The sequence below is a fragment of the Shewanella sp. M-Br genome, from assembly GCF_036245925.1.
In the GTDB taxonomy this organism is placed as follows: Bacteria; Pseudomonadota; Gammaproteobacteria; order Enterobacterales; family Shewanellaceae; genus Shewanella; species Shewanella oncorhynchi.
The window spans coordinates 129,799-150,052 of the sequence record NZ_BJBV01000007.1; the positions used below are offsets into that span (position 1 = coordinate 129,799).

The 20,254-nt window shown below is 46.6% G+C and carries 20 protein-coding genes; 5 read left to right on the plus strand and 15 right to left on the minus strand.

All coding sequences use genetic code 11. The features are described 5' to 3' along the window. The first annotated feature begins 9 nt into the window (after positions 1-9). A complete protein-coding gene (locus AAA952_RS07815; protein WP_338255860.1) occupies positions 10-2,181 on the plus strand; it encodes a TonB-dependent siderophore receptor in 2,172 nt (723 codons plus the stop codon). Beyond that, positions 2,171-3,427: a DUF1624 domain-containing protein gene (locus AAA952_RS07820; protein WP_338255862.1), complete on the plus strand. Its 1,257-nt coding sequence runs from the start codon at positions 2,171-2,173 to the stop codon at positions 3,425-3,427. The genes AAA952_RS07815 and AAA952_RS07820 overlap by 11 nt, the downstream gene beginning before the upstream one ends. Positions 3,428-3,521: 94 nt before the next feature. Here the strand turns inward: AAA952_RS07820 and dpsA are convergent, their stop codons facing one another. Further along, the gene (gene dpsA / locus AAA952_RS07825; protein ID WP_028761488.1) at positions 3,522-3,989 is read right to left on the minus strand and encodes a DNA starvation/stationary phase protection protein DpsA; all 468 of its coding nucleotides are present in this window, start codon (positions 3,987-3,989) and stop codon (positions 3,522-3,524) included. A 243-nt stretch (positions 3,990-4,232) separates the two neighbouring features. On the opposite strand from dpsA, the gene AAA952_RS07830 reads away from it, so the two are divergent. Then, positions 4,233-4,598, plus strand: coding sequence for a hypothetical protein (locus AAA952_RS07830; protein WP_028761487.1), 366 nt, complete (start codon positions 4,233-4,235; stop codon positions 4,596-4,598). A gap of 47 nt (positions 4,599-4,645) precedes the next feature. Further along, entirely contained in the window at positions 4,646-5,233 is a 588-nt protein-coding gene (locus AAA952_RS07835) for a GNAT family N-acetyltransferase (RefSeq protein WP_338255865.1), read from the plus strand. Positions 5,234-5,428: 195 nt separating this feature from the next. Here the strand turns inward: AAA952_RS07835 and lipA are convergent, their stop codons facing one another. The 14 genes from lipA to leuS all read right to left on the minus strand — a co-directional run bounded on the left by lipA (position 5,429) and on the right by leuS (position 19,591). Then, positions 5,429-6,394, minus strand: a complete 966-nt coding sequence (gene lipA / locus AAA952_RS07840; RefSeq protein ID WP_028761485.1) for a lipoyl synthase — start codon at positions 6,392-6,394, stop codon at positions 5,429-5,431. Further along, positions 6,391-7,044: a lipoyl(octanoyl) transferase LipB gene (gene lipB / locus AAA952_RS07845; RefSeq protein WP_028761484.1), complete on the minus strand. Its 654-nt coding sequence runs from the start codon at positions 7,042-7,044 to the stop codon at positions 6,391-6,393. The genes lipA and lipB overlap by 4 nt, the downstream gene beginning before the upstream one ends. Before the next feature lie 93 nt (positions 7,045-7,137). Continuing rightward, entirely contained in the window at positions 7,138-7,404 is a 267-nt protein-coding gene (gene ybeD, locus AAA952_RS07850) for a DUF493 family protein YbeD (protein ID WP_006082758.1), read from the minus strand. A 121-nt stretch (positions 7,405-7,525) separates the two neighbouring features. Continuing rightward, the gene (locus AAA952_RS07855; protein ID WP_028761483.1) at positions 7,526-8,701 is read right to left on the minus strand and encodes a serine hydrolase; all 1,176 of its coding nucleotides are present in this window, start codon (positions 8,699-8,701) and stop codon (positions 7,526-7,528) included. A gap of 141 nt (positions 8,702-8,842) precedes the next feature. Then, on the minus strand, positions 8,843-9,688 hold the full coding sequence (locus AAA952_RS07860) for a septal ring lytic transglycosylase RlpA family protein (protein WP_168822782.1): 846 nt from the start codon (positions 9,686-9,688) through the stop codon (positions 8,843-8,845). Further along, positions 9,672-10,748, minus strand: coding sequence for a lytic murein transglycosylase B (gene mltB / locus AAA952_RS07865; RefSeq protein ID WP_105251681.1), 1,077 nt, complete (start codon positions 10,746-10,748; stop codon positions 9,672-9,674). The genes AAA952_RS07860 and mltB overlap by 17 nt, the downstream gene beginning before the upstream one ends. A gap of 16 nt (positions 10,749-10,764) precedes the next feature. Then, a complete protein-coding gene (gene rodA / locus AAA952_RS07870; protein WP_028761480.1) occupies positions 10,765-11,871 on the minus strand; it encodes a rod shape-determining protein RodA in 1,107 nt (368 codons plus the stop codon). Further along, a complete protein-coding gene (gene mrdA, locus AAA952_RS07875) occupies positions 11,868-13,724 on the minus strand; it encodes a penicillin-binding protein 2 (protein ID WP_131523225.1) in 1,857 nt (618 codons plus the stop codon). Before mrdA ends, rodA begins: the two co-directional genes overlap by 4 nt. Positions 13,725-13,785: 61 nt before the next feature. Further along, positions 13,786-14,256: a 23S rRNA (pseudouridine(1915)-N(3))-methyltransferase RlmH gene (rlmH, locus tag AAA952_RS07880; RefSeq protein WP_006082752.1), complete on the minus strand. Its 471-nt coding sequence runs from the start codon at positions 14,254-14,256 to the stop codon at positions 13,786-13,788. Beyond that, on the minus strand, positions 14,256-14,585 hold the full coding sequence (gene rsfS / locus AAA952_RS07885) for a ribosome silencing factor (protein WP_006082751.1): 330 nt from the start codon (positions 14,583-14,585) through the stop codon (positions 14,256-14,258). Before rsfS ends, rlmH begins: the two co-directional genes overlap by 1 nt. 107 nt (positions 14,586-14,692) lie before the next feature. Next, a complete protein-coding gene (gene nadD / locus AAA952_RS07890; RefSeq protein WP_263176247.1) occupies positions 14,693-15,343 on the minus strand; it encodes a nicotinate-nucleotide adenylyltransferase in 651 nt (216 codons plus the stop codon). Positions 15,344-15,367: 24 nt separating this feature from the next. Beyond that, positions 15,368-16,399 carry a DNA polymerase III subunit delta gene (gene holA, locus AAA952_RS07895; RefSeq protein WP_263166984.1) on the minus strand — a complete coding sequence of 344 codons (1,032 nt, stop codon included), beginning with the start codon at positions 16,397-16,399 and terminating at the stop codon, positions 15,368-15,370. 17 nt (positions 16,400-16,416) lie between these two features. After that, on the minus strand, positions 16,417-16,911 hold the full coding sequence (locus tag AAA952_RS07900; protein WP_012089938.1) for an LPS-assembly lipoprotein LptE: 495 nt from the start codon (positions 16,909-16,911) through the stop codon (positions 16,417-16,419). A 100-nt stretch (positions 16,912-17,011) separates the two neighbouring features. Then, positions 17,012-19,591, minus strand: a complete 2,580-nt coding sequence (gene leuS, locus AAA952_RS07905) for a leucine--tRNA ligase (protein WP_338255979.1) — start codon at positions 19,589-19,591, stop codon at positions 17,012-17,014. A gap of 121 nt (positions 19,592-19,712) precedes the next feature. On the opposite strand from leuS, the gene AAA952_RS07910 reads away from it, so the two are divergent. Next, positions 19,713-20,213 (plus strand): zinc ribbon-containing protein, encoded by a 501-nt coding sequence (locus AAA952_RS07910; RefSeq protein ID WP_028761474.1) that lies wholly within the window; start codon positions 19,713-19,715, stop codon positions 20,211-20,213. The last annotated feature ends 41 nt before the right edge of the window (positions 20,214-20,254 follow it).

Here is a 20,254-nt window from a genome sequence, read left to right on the forward strand (position 1 = left end):
GGAGTGAAAATGACTTCTTTTTATGTCCCTAAGCGCACTGCGCTGTTGCTGGGTGCCTTGTTTGTGCTCAATCCTATTTCAATGCTGTTGGCCGCAGAAAGCAGTCAATCGAGTTCACAAGCTATTGATACTGTGAGTGACGCAGTGCTTGACACTGATATTGAACGTTTAAGTATCCACTATCGCCAAGCCTATCGTGGCAATGTGTCCTCAACTGAACTTCCCCAAGCGATCAGTGTGTTAGACGAGCAATTGATAAAAGACGCGGGGCTGACGCGGTTTCAAGATGTACTGGACTATTCCGCGAGTGTGGCGCGGCAAAACAATGGCGGTGGTTTATGGGATAGTTTTTCCCTACGCGGCTTTCCGGGCAACGAAAACATGCCATCGGGGTATTTAATCAATGGCTTTAATGGTGGCCGAGGTTTTAGTGGTCATAGAGATTTATCAAACGTTGCCTATGTCGAGATTTTAAAAGGCCCAGGTTCGGCACTTTATGGCCGCTCGGAACCCGGTGGCACAGTTAATATCGTCACTAAGAAACCCCAATATGAAACCAGTGGTTATTTAAAAGCATCGGCTGGGAGTTTCGACCAATATCGGTTAGAAGGTGATGTGACCTCAGGTTTAACCGATAACTTGGCATTTCGGATTAATGGCGCTTGGCAGGAACACGATAGTTTTCGTGATTATGTGTTTAGCGATAAAAAAATCGTTACGCCGTCTGTGCGTTGGCAGATTTCCGAAAAAGCTTCCTTGCTGTATGAAATGGAATATCTCAAGCAGGAACAGCTATTCGATCGCGGCATTATTGTGCTCAATAACGATATTAATACCGTACCCCGCTCGCGTTATTTAGGTGAACCTAATGATGGCGCAACGGAGGTGAATGCCACAGGGCATCAGCTGACCTATGACTATGAATTAAATGATGATTGGTCATTAACTGCTGGCTATAACTACCGAGACTCTAGCTTGAAGGGGTATTCGTCTGATGCCGAGTTAGCAAAGGGGCGACAATCGCTATTTGATGATGGTCGCACGCTGACTAGGCAGCACAGATATCGTGACTACGCCTCTGAGGATAATTCACTGCGTCTAGAGTTAAGTGGTCATGTGGATACGGGTTTTATTCGTCATAATTTGCTGCTTGGTGCCGATGCCTATCACTACAATTTGAAGACGGGACTGTATCGTTATCGGGGCAAAAAAGGTGAATACGCCATCGATATCTATACCCCTCAATACGGTGGGCCTCAGCCAGAGGTGAGTTTGTTGTATGAGAATAACGAGACTCAAAAGGCGTGGGGGACCTATCTGCAAGATCAAATGGATTTAACTGAAAAGTGGAAGTTGCACCTTGGGCTAAGGTTCGATAGTTATCAGCAAGATATCAGTGAAGTCGCGAAAGATACTCTGTCAGAACAAACCGATAGTCGAGTCAGCCCCAAGGTGGGTCTGGTGTATTTATGGTCCGATGTCTTAAGTTTCTATAGCTCTTATTCTGAAGGCTTTTTACCGCTTTCTGGAACTGACTTTGCGGGTCAGCCCTTCGAAGCGGAAGAGAGTCAGTCGGTTGAACTGGGGATGAAGTTTAATGGTACTTGGTTAAACGATCTTCCTATAAACGGTAGTTTAGCCGTGTTCGATGCTCAAAAGAGCAATATCTTGACCTCAGATCCTATCAATGTTGGTTTTTCTGCCACCTTAGGTAAAGCTAAAAGTAGCGGGGTTGAACTCGATTTAGCCGCCGAACTGACGGAGGATTTACAAGCAAAATTATCCTATGCCTATCTTAATACCCGTACCGCCAATGACAGCTTGAATCCTGATTGGGGCGTGCTCATTCCTGCAGGCAGTCCACTGGTGAATGTGCCAAAGTATACCGCGAGTGTGATTCTGAAACAGGATTTGAATAGGCTTTCTATTGATGGTCATCTAGGGCTTAGCTGGCGTTATGTGGATTCGCGCCTCGGTGATTCTGCCGATCCGAGTTTTCAATTGCCTTCTTATCAGTTACTTGGGTTGTTTATGAGCACCCACTTAAGCGACAACTTAAGCCTTGGAGTGAATCTGGATAACTTACTGGATGAACATTACATCGCAAGTAGCTATTCCGCTCTTTGGGCCGTGCCGGGTGAGCCACGTAGCATTAAAGTGAGTGTCAGCTATGAGTTCTAATATCAGTGCTAACCCAGCGTTATCTTCAGGTTTTGCCGAGCAAGAACTGGGTCGTTCTGTTGGCCGCACCCGGATTAATAGTATCGATATGATGCGCGGCGCCGTGATGCTTATCATGTTACTCGACCATGTGCGGGAGCGGTTTTTCTTTCACATGCAGGTGAGCGATCCTATGGATTTGAGTTCGACCTCTTGGGGGCTTTTTGTGAGTCGCTTTGCCGCCCATTTTTGTGCGCCGGTCTTTGTGTTCTTAACCGGGGTTTCTGCATGGCTTTATGCCAATCGTAGCCATGGCGAGCCACGTTCAGCACGTATGTTTTTGATTAAACGCGGGCTGTTTTTAATCGCACTGGAAATTTTAGTGATTAACTTCTCTAACCTCTCTTGGATGGTCAGCTATTACACCCTTTGGTTACAGGTGATTTGGGTGATTGGTCTGAGTATGTTAGCGCTCGCTGCGCTGATAAACCTACCTAGACCTTGGATGGCCCTTTTAGGATTTGCGATTGTTTTTGGCCATAATCTGTTGACGCCAATTGGTTTTCAGCCCAATGAGGGGGCTTACGGTCTGTGGACTATATTGCACGACCGCGGTTATCTCGTCAGCGAAGGTGCGCTTAGGGTTAAGGTGAGTTATCCCGTGCTGCCTTGGATTGGGGTGATCTTACTGGGTTATGTTGCAGGGCCACTTTTTAGTAATAAGCCGAACGGAAGCCATCTTGATGCATCGGCTCGCCAGCAAAAGCTGTTGTTTTTAGGGATCAGCTGTTGGGTACTTTTTGCGGTGCTACGTGGGTTTAACCTTTATGGCGAAACCTTGCCTTGGCAGTCGGGGGCACATTTAGGTGAAACCTTGATGTCGGTATTCAATTTAACGAAATACCCGCCATCATTAAGCTTTTTACTGGTGACCTTAGGCGGCATGTTCTTTTGCTTAGTGGCCTTTGAGCGGTATTTTGCATCAAGTGGGAAAGTGGGAGGGGGATTGGCGCGAGTGGGCCATGGGTTGTCTGTGTTTGGCTCAGTCCCTATGTTCTTCTATATCTTACATTTGTACGTGCTGTTACTGCTTTATACTTTAGCGAAATTCATCTTTGGCGCAAACCATGGTGAGTACTTTGGCGTGAGCAATATAGGATGGGTTTGGTTTATCGCGGGCGTGTTAGCCATCGCATTGTATTATCCCGTTAAGCGATTTAGCGAATATAAAAAGCACAGCACTCAGGCTTGGATTAAGTACCTCTAATCTATTCTGTTTGATCAAGCTTTAAAGGCAAAAGTCGCCAAGTGTTTACTTGGCGACTTTTTTGCTTTGGTCAGAGCAATAATCTATTTAGCGATTATTCTGCGAGTAAGCTGCGTAGCATCCAGGCATTTTTTTCATGCAGTTGGATGCGCTGGGTGAGCAAGTCCGCAGTCGCTTCATCATTCGCTTGATTCACCAGCGGATACAAGGCTCTGGCATTGCGGATCACTAGCTCCTGATCGCTTAATAGTTCGCGGATCATGGTTTCGGCTTGAGTGACACCTTGATCTTCTTTTATCTCGGTCAGCGCAGCATAAGCTGAATATGAACCGAGTGCTCTGGCGCCTAATGCACGTACACGCTCTGCGATAAGGTCGACCGCAAGGGCAAGTTCGGTATACTGCTGTTCAAATAGCAAGTGTAAGCTAGTGAACATTGGGCCAGTAACGTTCCAGTGAAAGCTATGGGTCTTAAGGTAAAGACTGTAGCTGTCAGCCAATAGTTGGTTTAGCCCTGCGGCGATTTCTTCTCTGTGAGCTTGATTGATACCTATGTTAATCATGGCGTTTTCCTTCTATTGTCTTACTGAGTGTGTTTAGTCTAATCTTCTGATATTAAATGTAAAATGAGTAAATTAGATTTTGTAAATCTATAAATCCGATTGAACTTTCGAGTGTTAAATCTCGTAAGCGATAAAGCCAGATATCATCTCCTTTCGCCGTGCCGCAGTAACAATGCCATGGCAGAACTGCTATCCTAGCGGCATATTGTGAGTCGATACTTTAATTGAATAAAACTGACCCTAATGAATAAATCAGCCTATTTAACCGCCATGAATGTGACAACTTGGCGAGTGCGCGACACTAAGGTGAAACCTTATTTAGTGATTTGGGATGAAAACGGTGAGTTACCAGAAGCAGAGCCGCTTATTGACGCTGTGCTAACGCTTATCGACATAAAGCGTGACGAATGTGATTTTGACTGTGAGCCCCATACGGGTAAACAGATCGTTTGGGATCTGCGACGTCACAAAGTCAGGCCACGTACCGCATGGTTAGTGTCTGAGCCGTTGGCCGATTTATTGGTGGGTTGGCAGGCTAAAAGCGCGCTCTGGCAGCAGATTTACCAATGGCGCGACCAAGTTAGCGGCCAAGCGCCAAGCAAGTCTTAAGCTCTACTCGTAAATACATTAATAACCAATACTTTGGAATACCGGCGTTGAACATCCCACCAGTAGATAGTCTATTCACAACACAATTTGCAGCACAATTGACAGCAGGTTTGCCTGTTGAGCTTGTGGCTCTCACGCTTGAAGATGTTCCCCAAATGGCGCAGCTTGAATCCTTGGCCCATAGCCATCCCATGAGTGAGGGGAATCTTGCCGATTGTTTTGGTCACTTGTACCGTGTCCTAGGTTTAAAGCTGAGTGTTAACTTAGAGGTAGATGTAAATACTGAGGCAAATATTGACGTCGTTTCGGATTCAGATACTTATCACGTCGAAGGACTCTTAGGGTTTGCGATAGTGCAGCAAATTATCGATGAAGTGACTTTATTGGATATTTGCCTATTACCGAGTCAGCAGGGCAAAGGTTACGGCAAGTTATTACTTAAGGCTGTGATGATATCGGCCAAGGTATCGGGCGCTGTGGTGCTTATGTTAGAAGTGCGAGAGTCTAATCTTGCCGCCCGTGCTTTATATCAACAGGCTGGCTTTATTGAATCGGGACGACGTAAAGGTTACTACCCGATAGAGGGCGGTAAAGAAGATGCTATCTTGATGGATTTAGCGATAACCCAAGAATAAGCTGAGCATTAGCATTCATGTCGTAAAACGACAGCTATACGAACCACTCTTCATAAACAACTGCCATAAAAACAGCCAATAAAAAACAGCGCCTAAGGCGCTGTTTTTCTATTTTAATAACCCTGAACTCTATATCACTAAAACTCAGCATCATCTGAAGTTTGCATCAAGGTTATCCGCATCTAAGCAAGAAGGTTATTTCACTTCTTTACCTTGGGCTTGCAGGTCCGCATGGTAGCTTGAGCGCACTAATGGGCCACAGGCTGCATGGGTAAAACCTAACTCATCGGCTAAGGCTTTAAGCTCATCAAACTCGGCTGGTGGCACATAACGTTCAACCGGCAAATGGAACTTAGATGGCTGTAGGTATTGGCCTAAGGTCAGCATTTCAACCTTATGTTCTCGCAGATCACGCAGCACTTGAGCGATCTCTTCGTTGGTTTCACCCAGTCCCATCATCAGGCCTGATTTAGTTGGCACATTTGGATGACGTTCTTTAAAGCGTTTTAGCAGATCGAGCGACCATTGGTAATTCGCACCTGGGCGCGCTTTACGATAATGCATGGGCGCCGTTTCTAAGTTGTGGTTAAACACATCAGGCGGCTCAGTCGATAAAATATCTAAGGCAGCATCGATACGACCACGGAAATCAGGCACTAAGGTTTCGATCTTGATGTCAGGATTTAGTTTGCGGATCTCACGAATACAATCGGCAAAATGCTGGGCGCCACCATCACGTAAATCGTCACGATCTACAGAGGTAATCACCACATATTTCAGCTTCATATCGCGGATAGTTTGCGCCAATTTAACTGGCTCTTCAGCATCAGGCTTAAGCGGACGACCATGGGCCACGTCGCAGAATGGGCAACGACGAGTACAAATCGCACCCAAAATCATAAAGGTTGCTGTGCCGTGGTTGAAGCATTCCGCGAGGTTAGGGCAAGAGGCTTCTTCACAGACAGAGTGCAGGCCATTTTTACGCAGCGCTTGCTTGATGTCTAAAATGCGTTGATTCGATGCCGGCAGTTTAACCCGTAACCAATCGGGTTTACGCAACATAGTGTCGCGCTCTGATGGGACGATTTTGACCGGAATACGAGACACTTTATCGGCATCTCTTAGTTTTACTCCGGGTTGTAAACGTTCAGGCCTATTCATGACGCTGCTAATCCTTGATGATGAACTAGGTGTTGATAGCCCAGTAATTGGCTAAAAGTAATAGTAAGTTGCTCGCCCGCTTCAATCACGGTTTGTGGTCCGCCAAGTGCTTTGCATTGCACCATTTCAAGACCGGCATAACCACAAGGGTTGATGCGGCGAAATGGTGCTAAATCCATATCGACATTAAGGGCTAATCCATGGAATGAACAGCCTTTACGAATGCGTAATCCGAGGGAGGCAATTTTACGTTCATCCACATATACGCCCGGCGCATCGGCCTTGGCATAAGCGTTAATGTCGTACTTGGCGAGCATATCGACAATGCTTTGCTCTATATGAGTAACGAGTTGACGCACGCCGACTTTACTACGTTTTATGTCGAGAAGAGGATATACCACTAGTTGTCCAGGGCCGTGGTAAGTGACTTGGCCACCACGGTCCACTTGGATCACAGGAATATCGCCAGCATTCAAAATATGCTCGCTTTTACCAGCTTGGCCTTGGGTAAACACGGGTGGGTGTTCTACTATCCACAGCTCATCTGGGCTCTCACTATTACGCGTGTCAGTGTAGTGCTGCATGGCATGCCACACTGATTCGTAATCTTGTTTTCCAAGATGCCGAATGTGCAAAGTCGTGTCTTGCAAGGGCAACCTCTCCCCTTAGAATTGAGTGGCGCTATTATACGCCTCTTGGCCATAAATGTAAGACAGATCACATTTCATGGCCTTGAGGAATATTTATAGTACGCGGCGTACGCCTTCGATAGCGGCAAGTTCAGTGTACAAAATTTCGATATGGTCTTTGCTTGTCACTGTCACGCGGATAGTAATGGAGTGATAGCTACCTTTGCTCGACGTTTTTGTCGAAGGTGAATAATCACCCGGTGCATGTTTTTGTACCACAGCCACGACTTTGTCAGTTAGCGTTTCGTGGGCTTCACCGACGACCTTAAAAGGAAATGCGCAAGGGAAATCCATCAGTTCATCAAATTTAGTGTCTAACATACTCAGTACTCTTAGCGGCTATATTGGGATATATATGGTGGCGATTATACCCGATTCAAGGGCGATGCACTCCCCAAAAAAATAAAGCCACCCTAAGGTGGCTTTATTTATGGGACTTAGCTTAGCTAAACCATCCAGAAAACATCTGCTTAAAGTAATCGACTAATTTACTAAACCAGCTACCTTCGTTGACTTCTTGCAACGTCACCAGTGGGAATTGGGCAATGTCTTTACCATCAAGTTGGAAGAATAGACGGCCTACAGTTTCACCTTTTTTCAACGGTGCATCTAATGGCTTAGTCAACTCGAAGTTTGCTTTCAAGTCTTTACCGCGGCCACGGCTGATTGTAATAGGTGTATCAGTTGCGACGCCTAAATCAACTGTGCTCTTATCACCGTACCATATTTGTTGGGTTGTGAAGCTATCACCCGCTTTGTAAGGCGTGACAGTTTCAAAGAAACGGAAGCCATAGGTCAGTAACTTTTTACTTTCAGCTTTACGGGCTGATTCACTTTGAGTACCTAGAACCACAGAAATCAAACGCATGCCATCTTTGGTTGCAGATGCCACTAAGTTATAACCTGCACCAGAGGTGTGGCCTGTCTTGATACCGTCCACGCTCATGCTGTTATCCCACAACAAACCATTACGGTTATATTGTTTGATACCGTTGAAGGTATAAAATTTTTCGCTATAGATGCGGTATTCTTCTGGAACGTCGCGGATTAAGGCTGCACCTAACAATGCCATATCATAGGCGGTTGTTTTGTGGTTTTCTGAGTCTAATCCATGGGAGTTTTCGAAGTAACTGTCACGCATACCCAGCTGTTTTGTCCATGAGTTCATCATGTCAACGAAGGCACCTTCGGTGCCAGCGATATGCTCTGCCATAGCCACACACGCATCGTTACCCGATTGGATGATGATACCGCGGTTTAAATCCCCAACTTTAACGGTAGTACCGACTTCAATGAACATCTTCGAGGAGTCAGAGAAGTTTTTAGACCAGGCATTTTTACTGATAGTCACATCATCATCGACCGAGACATTGCCCGCTTTGATTTCTTGACCTATGACATAGCTGGTCATCATTTTAGTTAGGCTGGCTGGGTTAAGGCTTTCATAAGCGTTACTCTCAGCGATAATCTGGCCCGAATTATAATCCATCAAGACGAAAGCCTTGGCGGCCACTGCTGGTGCATCAGGTGTAATAATAGGCTGCGCAGCATAAACGGGGAGAGACACACTGGAAATTAGCAGCAATGTTTTAATGGGACTTTTTACAAAATTCATCATTAACTTGGCACGTCTTTTGGTTGTATTAAATGGAAAGGATTCGAGAAGATCTCCAACAGTGTACCACTTTCTGACTGTGGGTTTTAGTGAAGGTTCCTTCATCTCTATTTTTAAATCAATTCTGGTCCGAGCAAACAGTCATTACTCATGGACTATATAGCCCTCAGGAAACCCATTTTGCTGGACGTTATTGAGCAGTTTGTCTGCTAATTCAGGTTGGCCTATGGGGCCGAGCTGTAGTCTAAACATATTGTTTGCGGCTTGTACACGGGTCTTTACCTGATATTTTCGCTCCAGATTTTTCGCCATGGTATTGAGTTTGGCTTTATCTTTCGATGCGACTAACTGAATGTAATGATTACCTGTATCTTGCGCGCTGGCAATAGCCGAATTAGTGGCCGCGACACTGCCGACATACACCACATCGAGTTTGATCCGCGCGGTTCCTTTGCCGAGCATGCCGAGTTTATAGGCGGCGGCGTAGGAGACGTCGAGAATACGGTCTGAGTGGAATGGCCCGCGATCGTTGATACGAATGATCACTTGCTTATTGTTATCTAAGTTAGTGATCCGAGCATAACTTGGCAGTGGTAGCGTTTTATGGGCACCTGACATGGAATACATGTCATAGGGTTCGCCATTAGATGTCTCATAGCCATGAAATTTTTCACCGTACCATGAGGCACGGCCCGTTTCACTAAAACCTTGGCCTGTGTTCATCACAGTGTAAGACTCGCCGTAAACTGTATAGGGCTTGTTACCGCGGCGACTATAGGGCTCGTACTTAGGCGTGGCATTTGGCACATGGTCCACATTGGGTGGATTGAGTGGCAGCTTGTCATTCTTTAGCGAATAGCGCCCCTTGTTGGGGTCCATATTTTTTTTGTTTGTGCTGGAGCTAGCTTGGTTTGGGCTCGAAGAACACGCAACAAGTGTGAAGCACGCAACCAAAGCGACAAGCTGTAAAAGATTATTTCTTAGCGGCATGCTGTTCCTTTAATTGTTGGCTAAATTGATAAACGGCCATTGAATACAAAGGACTGCGATTATAGCGAGTGATTACATAAAAATTGTTTAAGCCAAGCCAATAATCATCGTGATCGGCTTGTTCCAGTTTAATGAGTAAGGCTTTTTGCGAGACATCCAAGTCCCTCGCATCAGCCAATGACAAGGTTGGCGTTAGAATATTGGCGACTTTATAATTGAGCTTTTCGCCTGCCCATACTTTCGCTTTTGGCGCTGTTTGGCTGCTATTGACCAGCGGCAAAGCAACGGGTGCATTGGCTTGCCAACCGTGTTCATGGAAATAATTGGCGACACTGCCAATCGCATCCTCTGGGCTTTGCAATAAATCGCGGTTACCACTGTTATCGAAATCGACGGCGTAATGGCGGTAACTTGAGGGAATAAACTGCCCATAACCCATGGCACCCGCATAGGAGCCTTTGAGGGTATTGATATCTAAGTGTTCTTCTTTGACTAATTTCATCAACTCACCAAATTCCTTGCGAAAAAAGGTGGCGCGAGGCGGATAGTGAAAACCTAAGGTATAGAGGGAATCAATTACGGGGTAATTACCTGTGAACTGACCGTAGAAGGTTTCAATCCCAATAATGGCGACGATAATCTGTGGGTCGACTTGGTACTTAGCCGCCGCTTTAGCAATGGTTTTCTCGTGTTTTTTCCAAAAAGCGAGCCCAGCATCAAGACGTTTTTCTGTTAAAAAAATCGGGTAATACACATGCCAAGGTTTTGCTTCCCATGGACGGGTCATCGCATCGATAACCCCTTGGTTGTATTTTGCTTTGTCTAGAAAAGCGAGCACTTCTGTCCGAGTAAAACCTTGTTTTACTTGAGCTTGGATAAACTCTTCTTTGAGCTCAGCGGGAGTTGCGGGTACTAGTACTTTATCCACTGCGGGAGCCACTGGGGTGCTTGAAGCGGGGGCCTGCGCGGGTGTCGGTTCATTTGCCGTAGTGCATGCGACTAAGCATGAACTTAAACACAGTAAACCGAGTGGAGCCAAATAAGCTCGGAGAGTAGGCATAAAAAAGTCCCTAAAATTATCTATCTACGAAACGTCTATGGGTATGAATGCTCATAAGAATGCCAAACCCTGTCATCAATGTCAGCATGGAGGTTCCACCATAACTGACAAGGGGCAGTGGTACACCTACCACGGGCAGGATACCTGAAACCATGCCAATATTCACAAAAACATAAACGAAAAACGTCAGCGTGATACTGCCAGCCAGTAGACGAGCGAAACTGGTTTGTGCGCGGGAGGCGATGACTAACCCACGGCCTATGATGTAAAGGTACATAATTAACAGTAAGATACTGCCAATTAAACCAAATTCTTCACCGATCACCGCAAAGATAAAATCGGTATGGCGCTCGGGAATAAACTCAAGCTGTGATTGAGTGCCTTCGAGCCAACCTTTGCCCCAAAGCCCACCTGAGCCGATGGCGATTTTCGACTGGATAATGTGATAACCCGCGCCGAGGGGATCTTGCTCTGGATCGAGCAAGGTTAATACCCGCGTTCTTTGGTAATCGTGCATCAAGAAATACCAAAGGATCGGCAGGAAGGCGAGTACTGCTGCGATAAAGCTGCCAACAATAATCCAGCTCATGCCCGATAAAAACAGCACGAAAATCCCCGATGCAGCCACCAAAATTGAGGTGCCTAAGTCGGGTTGTTTAGCGATCAATAGGGTTGGTACGAGTAAAATCACTCCTGCGCCAGCGAGGTAACGTTTCTTGGGGGGAAGAGGGAACTTACTGATATACCAAGCCATTGTGATGGGGAAGGCGAGTTTAATAAGCTCTGAGGGTTGGAACTCCATAAAGCCTAAGTTCAACCAGCGCTGCGCGCCTTTATTGATTTCACCGAAAAAGTGTACCCCAAGCAGCAAGACAACCCCCGCAAGATAAATGGGTAATGCCCAACGTTTAAGCGCTTCAGGATTGATTTGTGCCATGGTAAACATGATGCCTAGCGACAACACCATACGGAATAGTTGTCGTTCCATCATCTCTAAATCTGCACCGCTGGCAGAATAGATGACAAACAGGCCAAAGCCCATCACAGCTAATAGTCCGAGCAATAAAGGCAAGTCTATGTGCAAGCGTTGCCAGATGTTTTGATATTGGCTATGGGTACTCATGGTATGGGTTTCCAAGTATCTCTAAGCATATATTCATCGAGCATAGCTCGAGCGACTGGGCCAGCATTTGCGCCGCCCCAACCTGCGTTTTCCATCACGACGGCGAGGACGATTTTAGGATCCTCGAAGGGCGCATAGGCCACAACTAAGGCATTATCGCGGAAATGTTCGGCAATTTTACTGGCATCGTATTTAGTATTTTCCGCCACGCCGATGACCTGTGCAGTACCGGTTTTCATTGCGGCAGTGTAAGTGGCATCGGTAAAGCGTGACTTATTTGCAGTTTGGCGCATAGCTTCGTTGATGATGTTCCAGTTACGGGGATTTTTAAGTTCAATTGGCGGTAACTCATTAATCGGTGAGTCAATTTTGGCAGTATTGTCTTTAATTGATCTCAGCAGATGTGGCGGGAGACGGCGGCCTTTGTTGGCCATAATCCCAACGGCATTAGCGAGTTGTAATGGCGTTGCCGTCCAATAACCTTGGCCAATACCGACGGAAATGGTGTCGCCTATATACCAAGCTTGATTGTACTTTAAGCGTTTCCATTCCTTGGATGGCATGTTGCCAGCCGATTCTTCAAAGATATCAATCCCTGTATTTTGGCCAAAGCCAAATTGTTCCATAAAGCGGGCGATATGATCGACACCGACCTTATAGGCTAACTCATAGAAAAAGGTATCGCAGGATTCTACAATCGCGCTATAAACGTTGACCCAGCCATGTCCCCAGCGTTTCCAGTCGCGGTATTTACGTTCAACACCAGGTATTTGCCAAAAACCGGGATCCCACACTCGGGTACTCTCGCTAATGGCTTTCTCATCAAGGCCTAACAGTGCGAGGTGAGGCTTGATGGTAGACGCAGGAGCATACTGACCTTGAGTCGCGCGGTTAATCAAAGGGCGAGATTTATCATTGAGTAAGGCACTGTAATCTTTGCTATTAATGCCTTGTACAAACTGGTTTGGATCATAGCTTGGGCTCGATACCATAGCTAATACTCCACCGTCACGGGGATCGATGGCAACAATAGAACCACGCAGACCTGTGAGTAGTTCCACCGCTTTTTGTTGCAGCTTGAGATCTAAGGTGAGGTAAATATCTTGCCCCGGCTCTGGCGGAACAATTTTTAAGGTGCGAATGGCGCGGCCGCGGTTGTTCACTTCTTCTTCTAAGTGTCCGGGTTTACCATGCAGCAAAGATTCATAAAATTTTTCAATGCCTTGCTTACCAATGTCTTTGGTTGCCGCATAGTTTTTCCACAGATCGCTGCGTTCAAGTTGGGCACGATCTCGGGTGTTAATTTTGCCTACATAGCCCAGCACATGGGTGATTTGCGCGCCGTAGGGATAGTTACGTTTAAGACCCGCTTCGACCGAAATACCCGGAAATCTGTGTTGGTTAACACTGAAAATGGCCACTTGTTCTTCGGTGAGCTGGTTTTTGAGTGTTAGCGGTTTGAAACGGCGATGAAATTTCAGGGCGTCAGTAAAGGTTTCGCGCTCGTCATCGCTGATCTCAATTAACTTGCCGAGTTCATCTAAGGTCTCTGACATGTTACTGATTTTTTCGGGTACGAGATCGAGGGAATAAAAGGGTAAATTTTCAGCTAAAAGTATGCCGTTGCGATCGTAAATGAGACCACGACTAGGGGCAATTGGAACAACTCGGATGCGATTATCATTTGAGCGAGTTGCATAATCTTTATAGGATTCAACCTGTAAATGATAAAGGTTGGTGACTAATACGCAAAATAGAGCGAAAACGCAAAAAAAAGTGAAAAGCGCCCTGCGCTTAAAAAGAGACGCCTCGGCGGCGTGATCATGCATTGTTATCCGCTTTTTTGGCGACACTTATGCTATCTCCGGCTGATCCCATGACGGGTGGTTGACACTCGTTAACATCAAGATCCCGCTATTCTCTATGGTAGGGGTGATTCGTGTTCACGCTCCACGCGCGGTACAAACTTTCGGCAACCACCACCCGTACGAGTGGGTGAGGTAAGGTTAATGCCGATAGACACCAACTTTGGTTTGCCGCTTCTTTGCAAGCTGGTGCTAATCCTTCAGGTCCACCAATCAGTAAACTGACGTCGCGACCATCGAGTTGCCATTTAGTCAGTGCGGTTGCTAGCTCGGGGGTCGTCCAGTTTTTGCCGGGGAGATCTAAGCTAACAATATGATTGCCTTTGGGAATGGCCGCCAACATTTGTTCGCCTTCTTTTTGAAGTATCCGGACAATGTCGGCATTTTTCCCCCGCTTTCCAGCGGGTATTTCGATAAGCTCCAGCGCCATATCACGGGGAAAACGGCGCTGGTATTCTTCGAAACCACGGGTAACCCAATCGGGCATCCGTGTTCCTACTGCGATGAGCTGTAACTTCATCAGTCTTGCTTTTCTGACCAGAGCTTTTCAAGCTGGTAGAAATCACGGGTTTGATCTTGCATAACGTGCAGGATCACATCGCCCATGTCCACAAGAACCCATTCGCTGCTTTCGCGGCCTTCAACACCTAAAGGTGGAATACCGGCTTTTTTCGCTTCAACCACAAGGTTTTCGGCGATAGCTTTAACGTGAGTCTTTGATGTACCTGAACATATGACCATGTAGTCAGTGATGTTAGATTGCTTGCTGACATCCAGAACAACAACGTCTCTGGCTTTCAAGTCGTCGATCTTGTCGACAACAAACTGTTTTAATTCCGCGCTCTGCACGCTGGCGTACCTCATTAATTTTAAATAGCGCGGTAGTATACCAGTGTTGCTGCTGGGAATACATTGTCATTGGCAGTTGAGTTGGCGATATCTGCTTACGGTTCGAGCTAAGGTAAGTAAAGTCGTTGATTTTTGATGTAATCTAGCGTGACTGGCATGAGTAAGTCGGCGGGAATTTCGCCTTTTGCCAGTTGTTCACGGATTTGAGTTGAGGAAATATCTTGTGGTGTAATTGTCACAGGGAAAATCTGCCCACAGTTTTTATGGAGACTGCTAGCACGACCTTCGTCTGTCCCTTGGGGCGCTTGACTGCGGGCCGTCAATATCTGCTGCATAGGATGCTCTGCATCGAGCTGCCAACCCGGGCGCTGACAGACAACTAGATGGGCAAAGTCGAATAGGCGTTGCCACTCATACCAGCTTTTTAATTGGAGGAAAGAGTCCATCCCCATGATAAAAAACAGCTTATCCTCAGGATGTAAGCTTTTCAGTTGCTCAAGCGTGATAACTGTGTAGGAAGGCGTGTCGCGTTTAGCTTCGATGTCGCACAGTGCAAATCCGTCGAGTTGCTGACAGACATCGGCTACCATTTTGAGGCGCTGTGTTGTGGTTAAGTTCGGCTGCTGTTTATGGGGCGGAATATGGTTCGGCATCAGCAGGATTTTATCCAAGGCTAATGCTTGCTTCACTTCAATCGCAGGACGGATATGACCATAGTGTATCGGGTCAAAGGTGCCGCCTAAAATACCAATACGCATATCAACTCTTTGGTTAATCAATGATTAGTCTATGGCTATATGTGCTAGGTGCCGATGGGCTCTAGGATCAAATAACAGACACAGGTGGCTCAGACCAGTCCAATCCTCTTTCCCCTGTTGCTTTAAGTTGAGCTCAAGTTTCGAGGCGAGGGCGAGCATATGTTCGAGTTGTTCAAGGCTGAGTCGTTGCAGCGCCGCTTGATACAGTGGTTTACGTTTATCCCAAATTCGATGTTTACCCCAGAGTGCACTGAGCGCAACGCCTTGGGCTTGCTCGCATTTCAAATTGAATAACAAACCGAGTTCTTTAAACAAGGCCCACAGCAGGATAGGTAAGGCAGTGCCTTCGCCATTGAGCTGGGCTAGCATGTGCTGCGCGCTATCCTGTTTATTATTCAGCAATGCATCCGTGAGTTGGAATACGGTGAAGCGCGACTGATCTTCAAAATAGTGGCCCAGTTCGTCGGCACTGACGGGTTTTGTTGGGCTCAGGAGTTGCAGCAACTGCATGGCTTGATCGGCAGCCAGTAAATTCCCTTCATACAGAGAATGCAGCATAGCACGGGCATCAGGCTGCAGATTGAGCTTAAAGTGCTTGATGCGGCCATCGAGCCAGCGCATAAACTGCTCGCCCTCTGGCGTAGCGCAGGGCAGATACATGCCATGGGCATCTAAGGTCTTAAACCATTTACTGTTGGTTTGCTCTGTGGCGAGCTTTGGCCCTTCGATAATCAACAGCATATCGGGATTGGGCGTCTGCAATAGCGCTTGCAATGTGCTTGAGCCTTCGGCACCGGGCTTAGCTTGGGGAAGGGTTAGCTCAATCAAGCGTTTACTGGAAAACAGACTCATGGCCTGCCATTCCTGAGTCAGATCGTTCCAATTAAAGCCCGTCTCTTGAATGAGTTGGACTTTTTCATCGAATCCCTGACGCTTGGCGAATTGGCGGATCTGATCTTTGGTGGTTTCAATCAACCAAGGATCATCCCCAAAAATCAGATAACAAGGAAATAACTGGTTAAGGTGGCGGGAGAGTTGGTCTGGATAGACTCTCATTTAATGATAGCCCCGCATTAATTCACCTCAGTACTGGCCATTGCTTGCAGAATACGATCGGCAGCTTGGATACGCATTTCCTTCGTCAGCAATTCCATTTCACGGCTCTTTGCCAATGCGGTACGTGGATCGTCTAAGTAGTCGCGGCGAATTTCAACCTTGAAAGGCTGCGCTTCTTTACCTGGCAGTGCCACAGCAAATTCGACTAAATAAATCAGCTCATACTCGGCGACGTTACCTGTGGGATACAAAGATAAGGTCGAGCGTTCAAGGGAGTCGGTGATTAATCTTAATACTGGAACATTATCTGCGGCGTCGACAACTTGGATATTGTTCAAGCGCAGGCGTTCACGTACCAGACGGGTGAGTTCACTGTATTCATCCACACTGCTCAAACTCAAATGATTGAGGGCATCAGGGATCTGATAACTGCGTTGAAGCTTAAAACCGCAACCAGCGCTGGTCATAATAACCAGTGCCATGATTGCGAAGCATATGCGTTTGATTAGCATAGATTTCGCGGTTTCCTATTCGTGGTATACCCTGCTGACTTGAAGTTGCAGCTATGCTGCAACTTCATTGGCTTTGAGTATAGCGAGTTATTAGCAGCCGTTAATTGGCCACTATGCTGAGCAGTTTGCCCGGCACATAGATCACTTTACGTACTGTCAGGCCGTCTAGGTATTTGATCACGTGTTCATCACTCATGCCTAAGGCTTCTACTGATTCTTTATCAGCGTCGGCGGCTACTGTGATTTTTGCGCGAACTTTACCGTTAACTTGCACAACGATGAGCTTGCTGTCTTCAACTAGCGCAGCTTCATCAACGACTGGCCATTGGCTGTCTTCGATGTTGCTTGCATTACCTAACTCGTTCCACAGGTTAAAGCTCACATGCGGAATGATAGGGTACAGCAAACGCACTATGGCGGATAAGGCTTCGCCGATAATGGCGTTGTCTTGACCTGTCGTTTGTGGTGCTTTTTGCAGATGGTTCATCAGTTCCATCACGGCGGCAACCGCAGTGTTGAACATCTGACGGCGGCCGATATCGTCGGTCACTTTCGCGATAGTCTTGTGGACCTCACGGCGCAGCGCTTTTTGATCGGCAGTTAACTTGCTGACATCTAAGGCTTCGCTATTGTCTTGGGTGATATGCTCGTTTGCAAGCTTCCACAGACGTTTAATGAAGCGGTGTGCGCCTTCAACGCCAGACTCTTGCCATTCCAGAGTTAATTCTGGTGGTGAGGCGAACATCATAAATAGGCGAACCGTATCGGCGCCGTATTTTTCGACCATGACTTGAGGATCGATACCATTGTTTTTCGACTTAGACATCTTGCACATGCCGGTATAAACCAGCTCGTTGCCGTCCTTGTCGATAGCCTTAGTAATACGGCCCTTGTCGTCTTTTTCTGTAGTCGCTACATCTAAAGGCGAAACCCATACACGGGCGCCTTTTTCGTTGATGTAGTAGAAAGCATCAGCCAACACCATGCCTTGGGTCAGCAATTGTTTGGCTGGCTCGTTAGAGTTAACCAGACCTGCATCACGCAGCAACTTGTGGAAGAAGCGGAAATATAACAAATGCATACAAGCGTGTTCGATACCGCCAATGTATTGATCCACAGGTAGCCAGTAGTTGGCTTTAGCGGGATCTAACATTTCGTCTGCATGCGGGCTGCAGTAACGGGCGTAATACCAAGAGGATTCCATAAAGGTATCGAAGGTATCGGTTTCGCGCAGCGCATCTTGGCCATTAACTTGGGTTTTCGCCCATTCTTTATCGGCCTTGATTGGGCTTTGAATACCGTCCATTACTACATCTTCTGGCAGCAATACTGGCAGTTGTTCTGCTGGCGTTGGGATCACAGTGCCGTCGGCTAAGGTCACCATAGGAATAGGTGCGCCCCAGTAACGCTGACGTGAAACACCCCAATCGCGCAGACGATAGTTGACTTGGCGCTTGCCTTTACCTTCGGCAACTAACTTATTAGCGATGGCATTAAAGCCTGCTTCAAAGTCTAAACCGTCGAACTCACCCGAGTTAAACAGTACGCCTTTTTCGGTATAAGCGGCTTCGCTAATGTCCACTTCGCCATCAACAGGCTTGATCACAGCCTCAATTGCTAGACCGTATTTTTTTGCAAATTCAAAGTCACGTTGGTCGTGCCCAGGAACTGACATTACGGCACCTGTGCCATAGTTCATCAACACAAAGTTAGCTGCCCAAATCGGCACTTGCTTACCAGTGATCGGATGAATGGCGAAAAGCCCTGTAGCGACACCGCGTTTTTCCATGGTCGCGAGTTCGGCTTCAGATGTTGTGCTGTTTTTGCACTCATCGATAAAGGCGGCAAGCTCAGGATTGGTTTGCGCGGCGATTTCAGCTAATGGATGACCTGCGGCAATCGCCACATAGGTCACGCCCATTAAGGTATCTGGACGCGTGGTATAGATATCGAAGCTTTTATCGTGACCTGCGACGCCGAAGGTCATTTCTACACCTTCGCTGCGACCAATCCAGTTGCGCTGCATGGTCTTAACCTGTTCAGGCCAGCCATCTAAGGTATCGATATCGTTTAATAATTCTTCTGCATAGGCAGTGATCTTAATAAACCACTGTGGGATTTCTTTTTGTTCCACAGGGGTATCACAGCGCCAGCAGCAACCGTCTTGAACTTGCTCGTTCGCCAGTACGGTTTCATCGTTTGGACACCAGTTGACTGAAGCTGTCTTTTTATAGACTAGGCCCTTCTCGTACAACTTAGTGAAGAACCATTGTTCCCAGCGATAATATTCAGGGGTACAAGTGGCGATTTCACGGCTCCAATCGTAACCAAAACCCAGCAATTTCAGCTGGTTCTTCATGTATTCTATGTTTTCATAGGTCCATGGCGCAGGCGCAGTCTTGTTGTTAATCGCGGCATTTTCTGCGGGTAAACCAAATGAGTCCCAACCAATAGGCTGGAGCACGTTTTTGCCTTGAAGACGTTGAAAGCGTGCAACTACGTCACCTATGGTATAGTTGCGTACGTGTCCCATGTGGAGTCTGCCAGAAGGGTACGGAAACATCGAAAGGCAATAAAACTTTTCTTTGTTTGCGTCTTCAGTGACTTCGAAGGTTTTGTTGTCATGCCAGTGCTTTTGCACTAAGGCTTCAATTTCTGAGGGATTATATTGCTCTTGCATCACTCTATTTCCGGCAGTGCCGCCTATTATTGGATCTAACGCCATATCAGCGCGAGTAAGATCTGCATAGAATAAACTAGAAGCGATGCATTAAAAAGGTTCGTATGAAGGAGTATTGGTTATGAATGATAGAAGTAACGCGTTACTAGGACTGTATCAAGCCTTAATTACCGAAGTGAAATCTCAATTTGCAGAAGATAACACTATGACTGTAAAGAACTTATTCAATTCTGTCACTCAAGGTAAGGAGTATTTACGTCTTAAAGAACAAGCTGGGGAAGATGAACTCGCTTTAGTCGAACAATTCTTAAAGCGTGATATTACGAGTTTTCTCCGTGAGCAGAACGCGGATAGTTTGAGTCATAGCCCAACCGTGATTACTTTAGAGAATACGCTTTGGCATTGGCTCAGTGAAATTACCGACCGCAGCCAAGTAGAATGGCATGAGTTAACGCAAGATTTTAAGCACCAAGGCTACTACAAGAGTGGTGACATAGTGAATCAGGGCATCATGGTGTGCACTAACTGTGGTAATGAAATGAGTATTGAGTTTCCAAGTCCGATCCCAGATTGTCCAGAGTGTGATCATGAAGAATTTACCCGCGAGCCGCTAACGCCTTAATCAAGGTGATGATGTTATGCAGCTAAAACGACGCCTCAGCG

Coding starts and splice junctions, on each gene's coding strand:
- AAA952_RS07815 (WP_338255860.1), top strand. CDS start 10: ATGACTTCTTTTTATGTCCCTAAGCGCACTGCGCTGTTGCTGGGTGCC.
- AAA952_RS07820 (WP_338255862.1), top strand. CDS start 2,171: ATGAGTTCTAATATCAGTGCTAACCCAGCGTTATCTTCAGGTTTTGCC.
- dpsA (WP_028761488.1), bottom strand. CDS start 3,989: ATGATTAACATAGGTATCAATCAAGCTCACAGAGAAGAAATCGCCGCA.
- AAA952_RS07830 (WP_028761487.1), top strand. CDS start 4,233: ATGAATAAATCAGCCTATTTAACCGCCATGAATGTGACAACTTGGCGA.
- lipA (WP_028761485.1), bottom strand. CDS start 6,394: ATGAATAGGCCTGAACGTTTACAACCCGGAGTAAAACTAAGAGATGCC.
- ybeD (WP_006082758.1), bottom strand. CDS start 7,404: ATGTTAGACACTAAATTTGATGAACTGATGGATTTCCCTTGCGCATTT.
- AAA952_RS07855 (WP_028761483.1), bottom strand. CDS start 8,701: ATGATGAATTTTGTAAAAAGTCCCATTAAAACATTGCTGCTAATTTCC.
- AAA952_RS07860 (WP_168822782.1), bottom strand. CDS start 9,688: ATGCCGCTAAGAAATAATCTTTTACAGCTTGTCGCTTTGGTTGCGTGC.
- mltB (WP_105251681.1), bottom strand. CDS start 10,748: ATGCCTACTCTCCGAGCTTATTTGGCTCCACTCGGTTTACTGTGTTTA.
- rodA (WP_028761480.1), bottom strand. CDS start 11,871: ATGAGTACCCATAGCCAATATCAAAACATCTGGCAACGCTTGCACATA.
- rlmH (WP_006082752.1), bottom strand. CDS start 14,256: ATGAAGTTACAGCTCATCGCAGTAGGAACACGGATGCCCGATTGGGTT.
- nadD (WP_263176247.1), bottom strand. CDS start 15,343: ATGCGTATTGGTATTTTAGGCGGCACCTTTGACCCGATACACTATGGT.
- holA (WP_263166984.1), bottom strand. CDS start 16,399: ATGAGAGTCTATCCAGACCAACTCTCCCGCCACCTTAACCAGTTATTT.
- AAA952_RS07900 (WP_012089938.1), bottom strand. CDS start 16,911: ATGCTAATCAAACGCATATGCTTCGCAATCATGGCACTGGTTATTATG.
- leuS (WP_338255979.1), bottom strand. CDS start 19,591: ATGCAAGAGCAATATAATCCCTCAGAAATTGAAGCCTTAGTGCAAAAG.
- AAA952_RS07910 (WP_028761474.1), top strand. CDS start 19,713: ATGAATGATAGAAGTAACGCGTTACTAGGACTGTATCAAGCCTTAATT.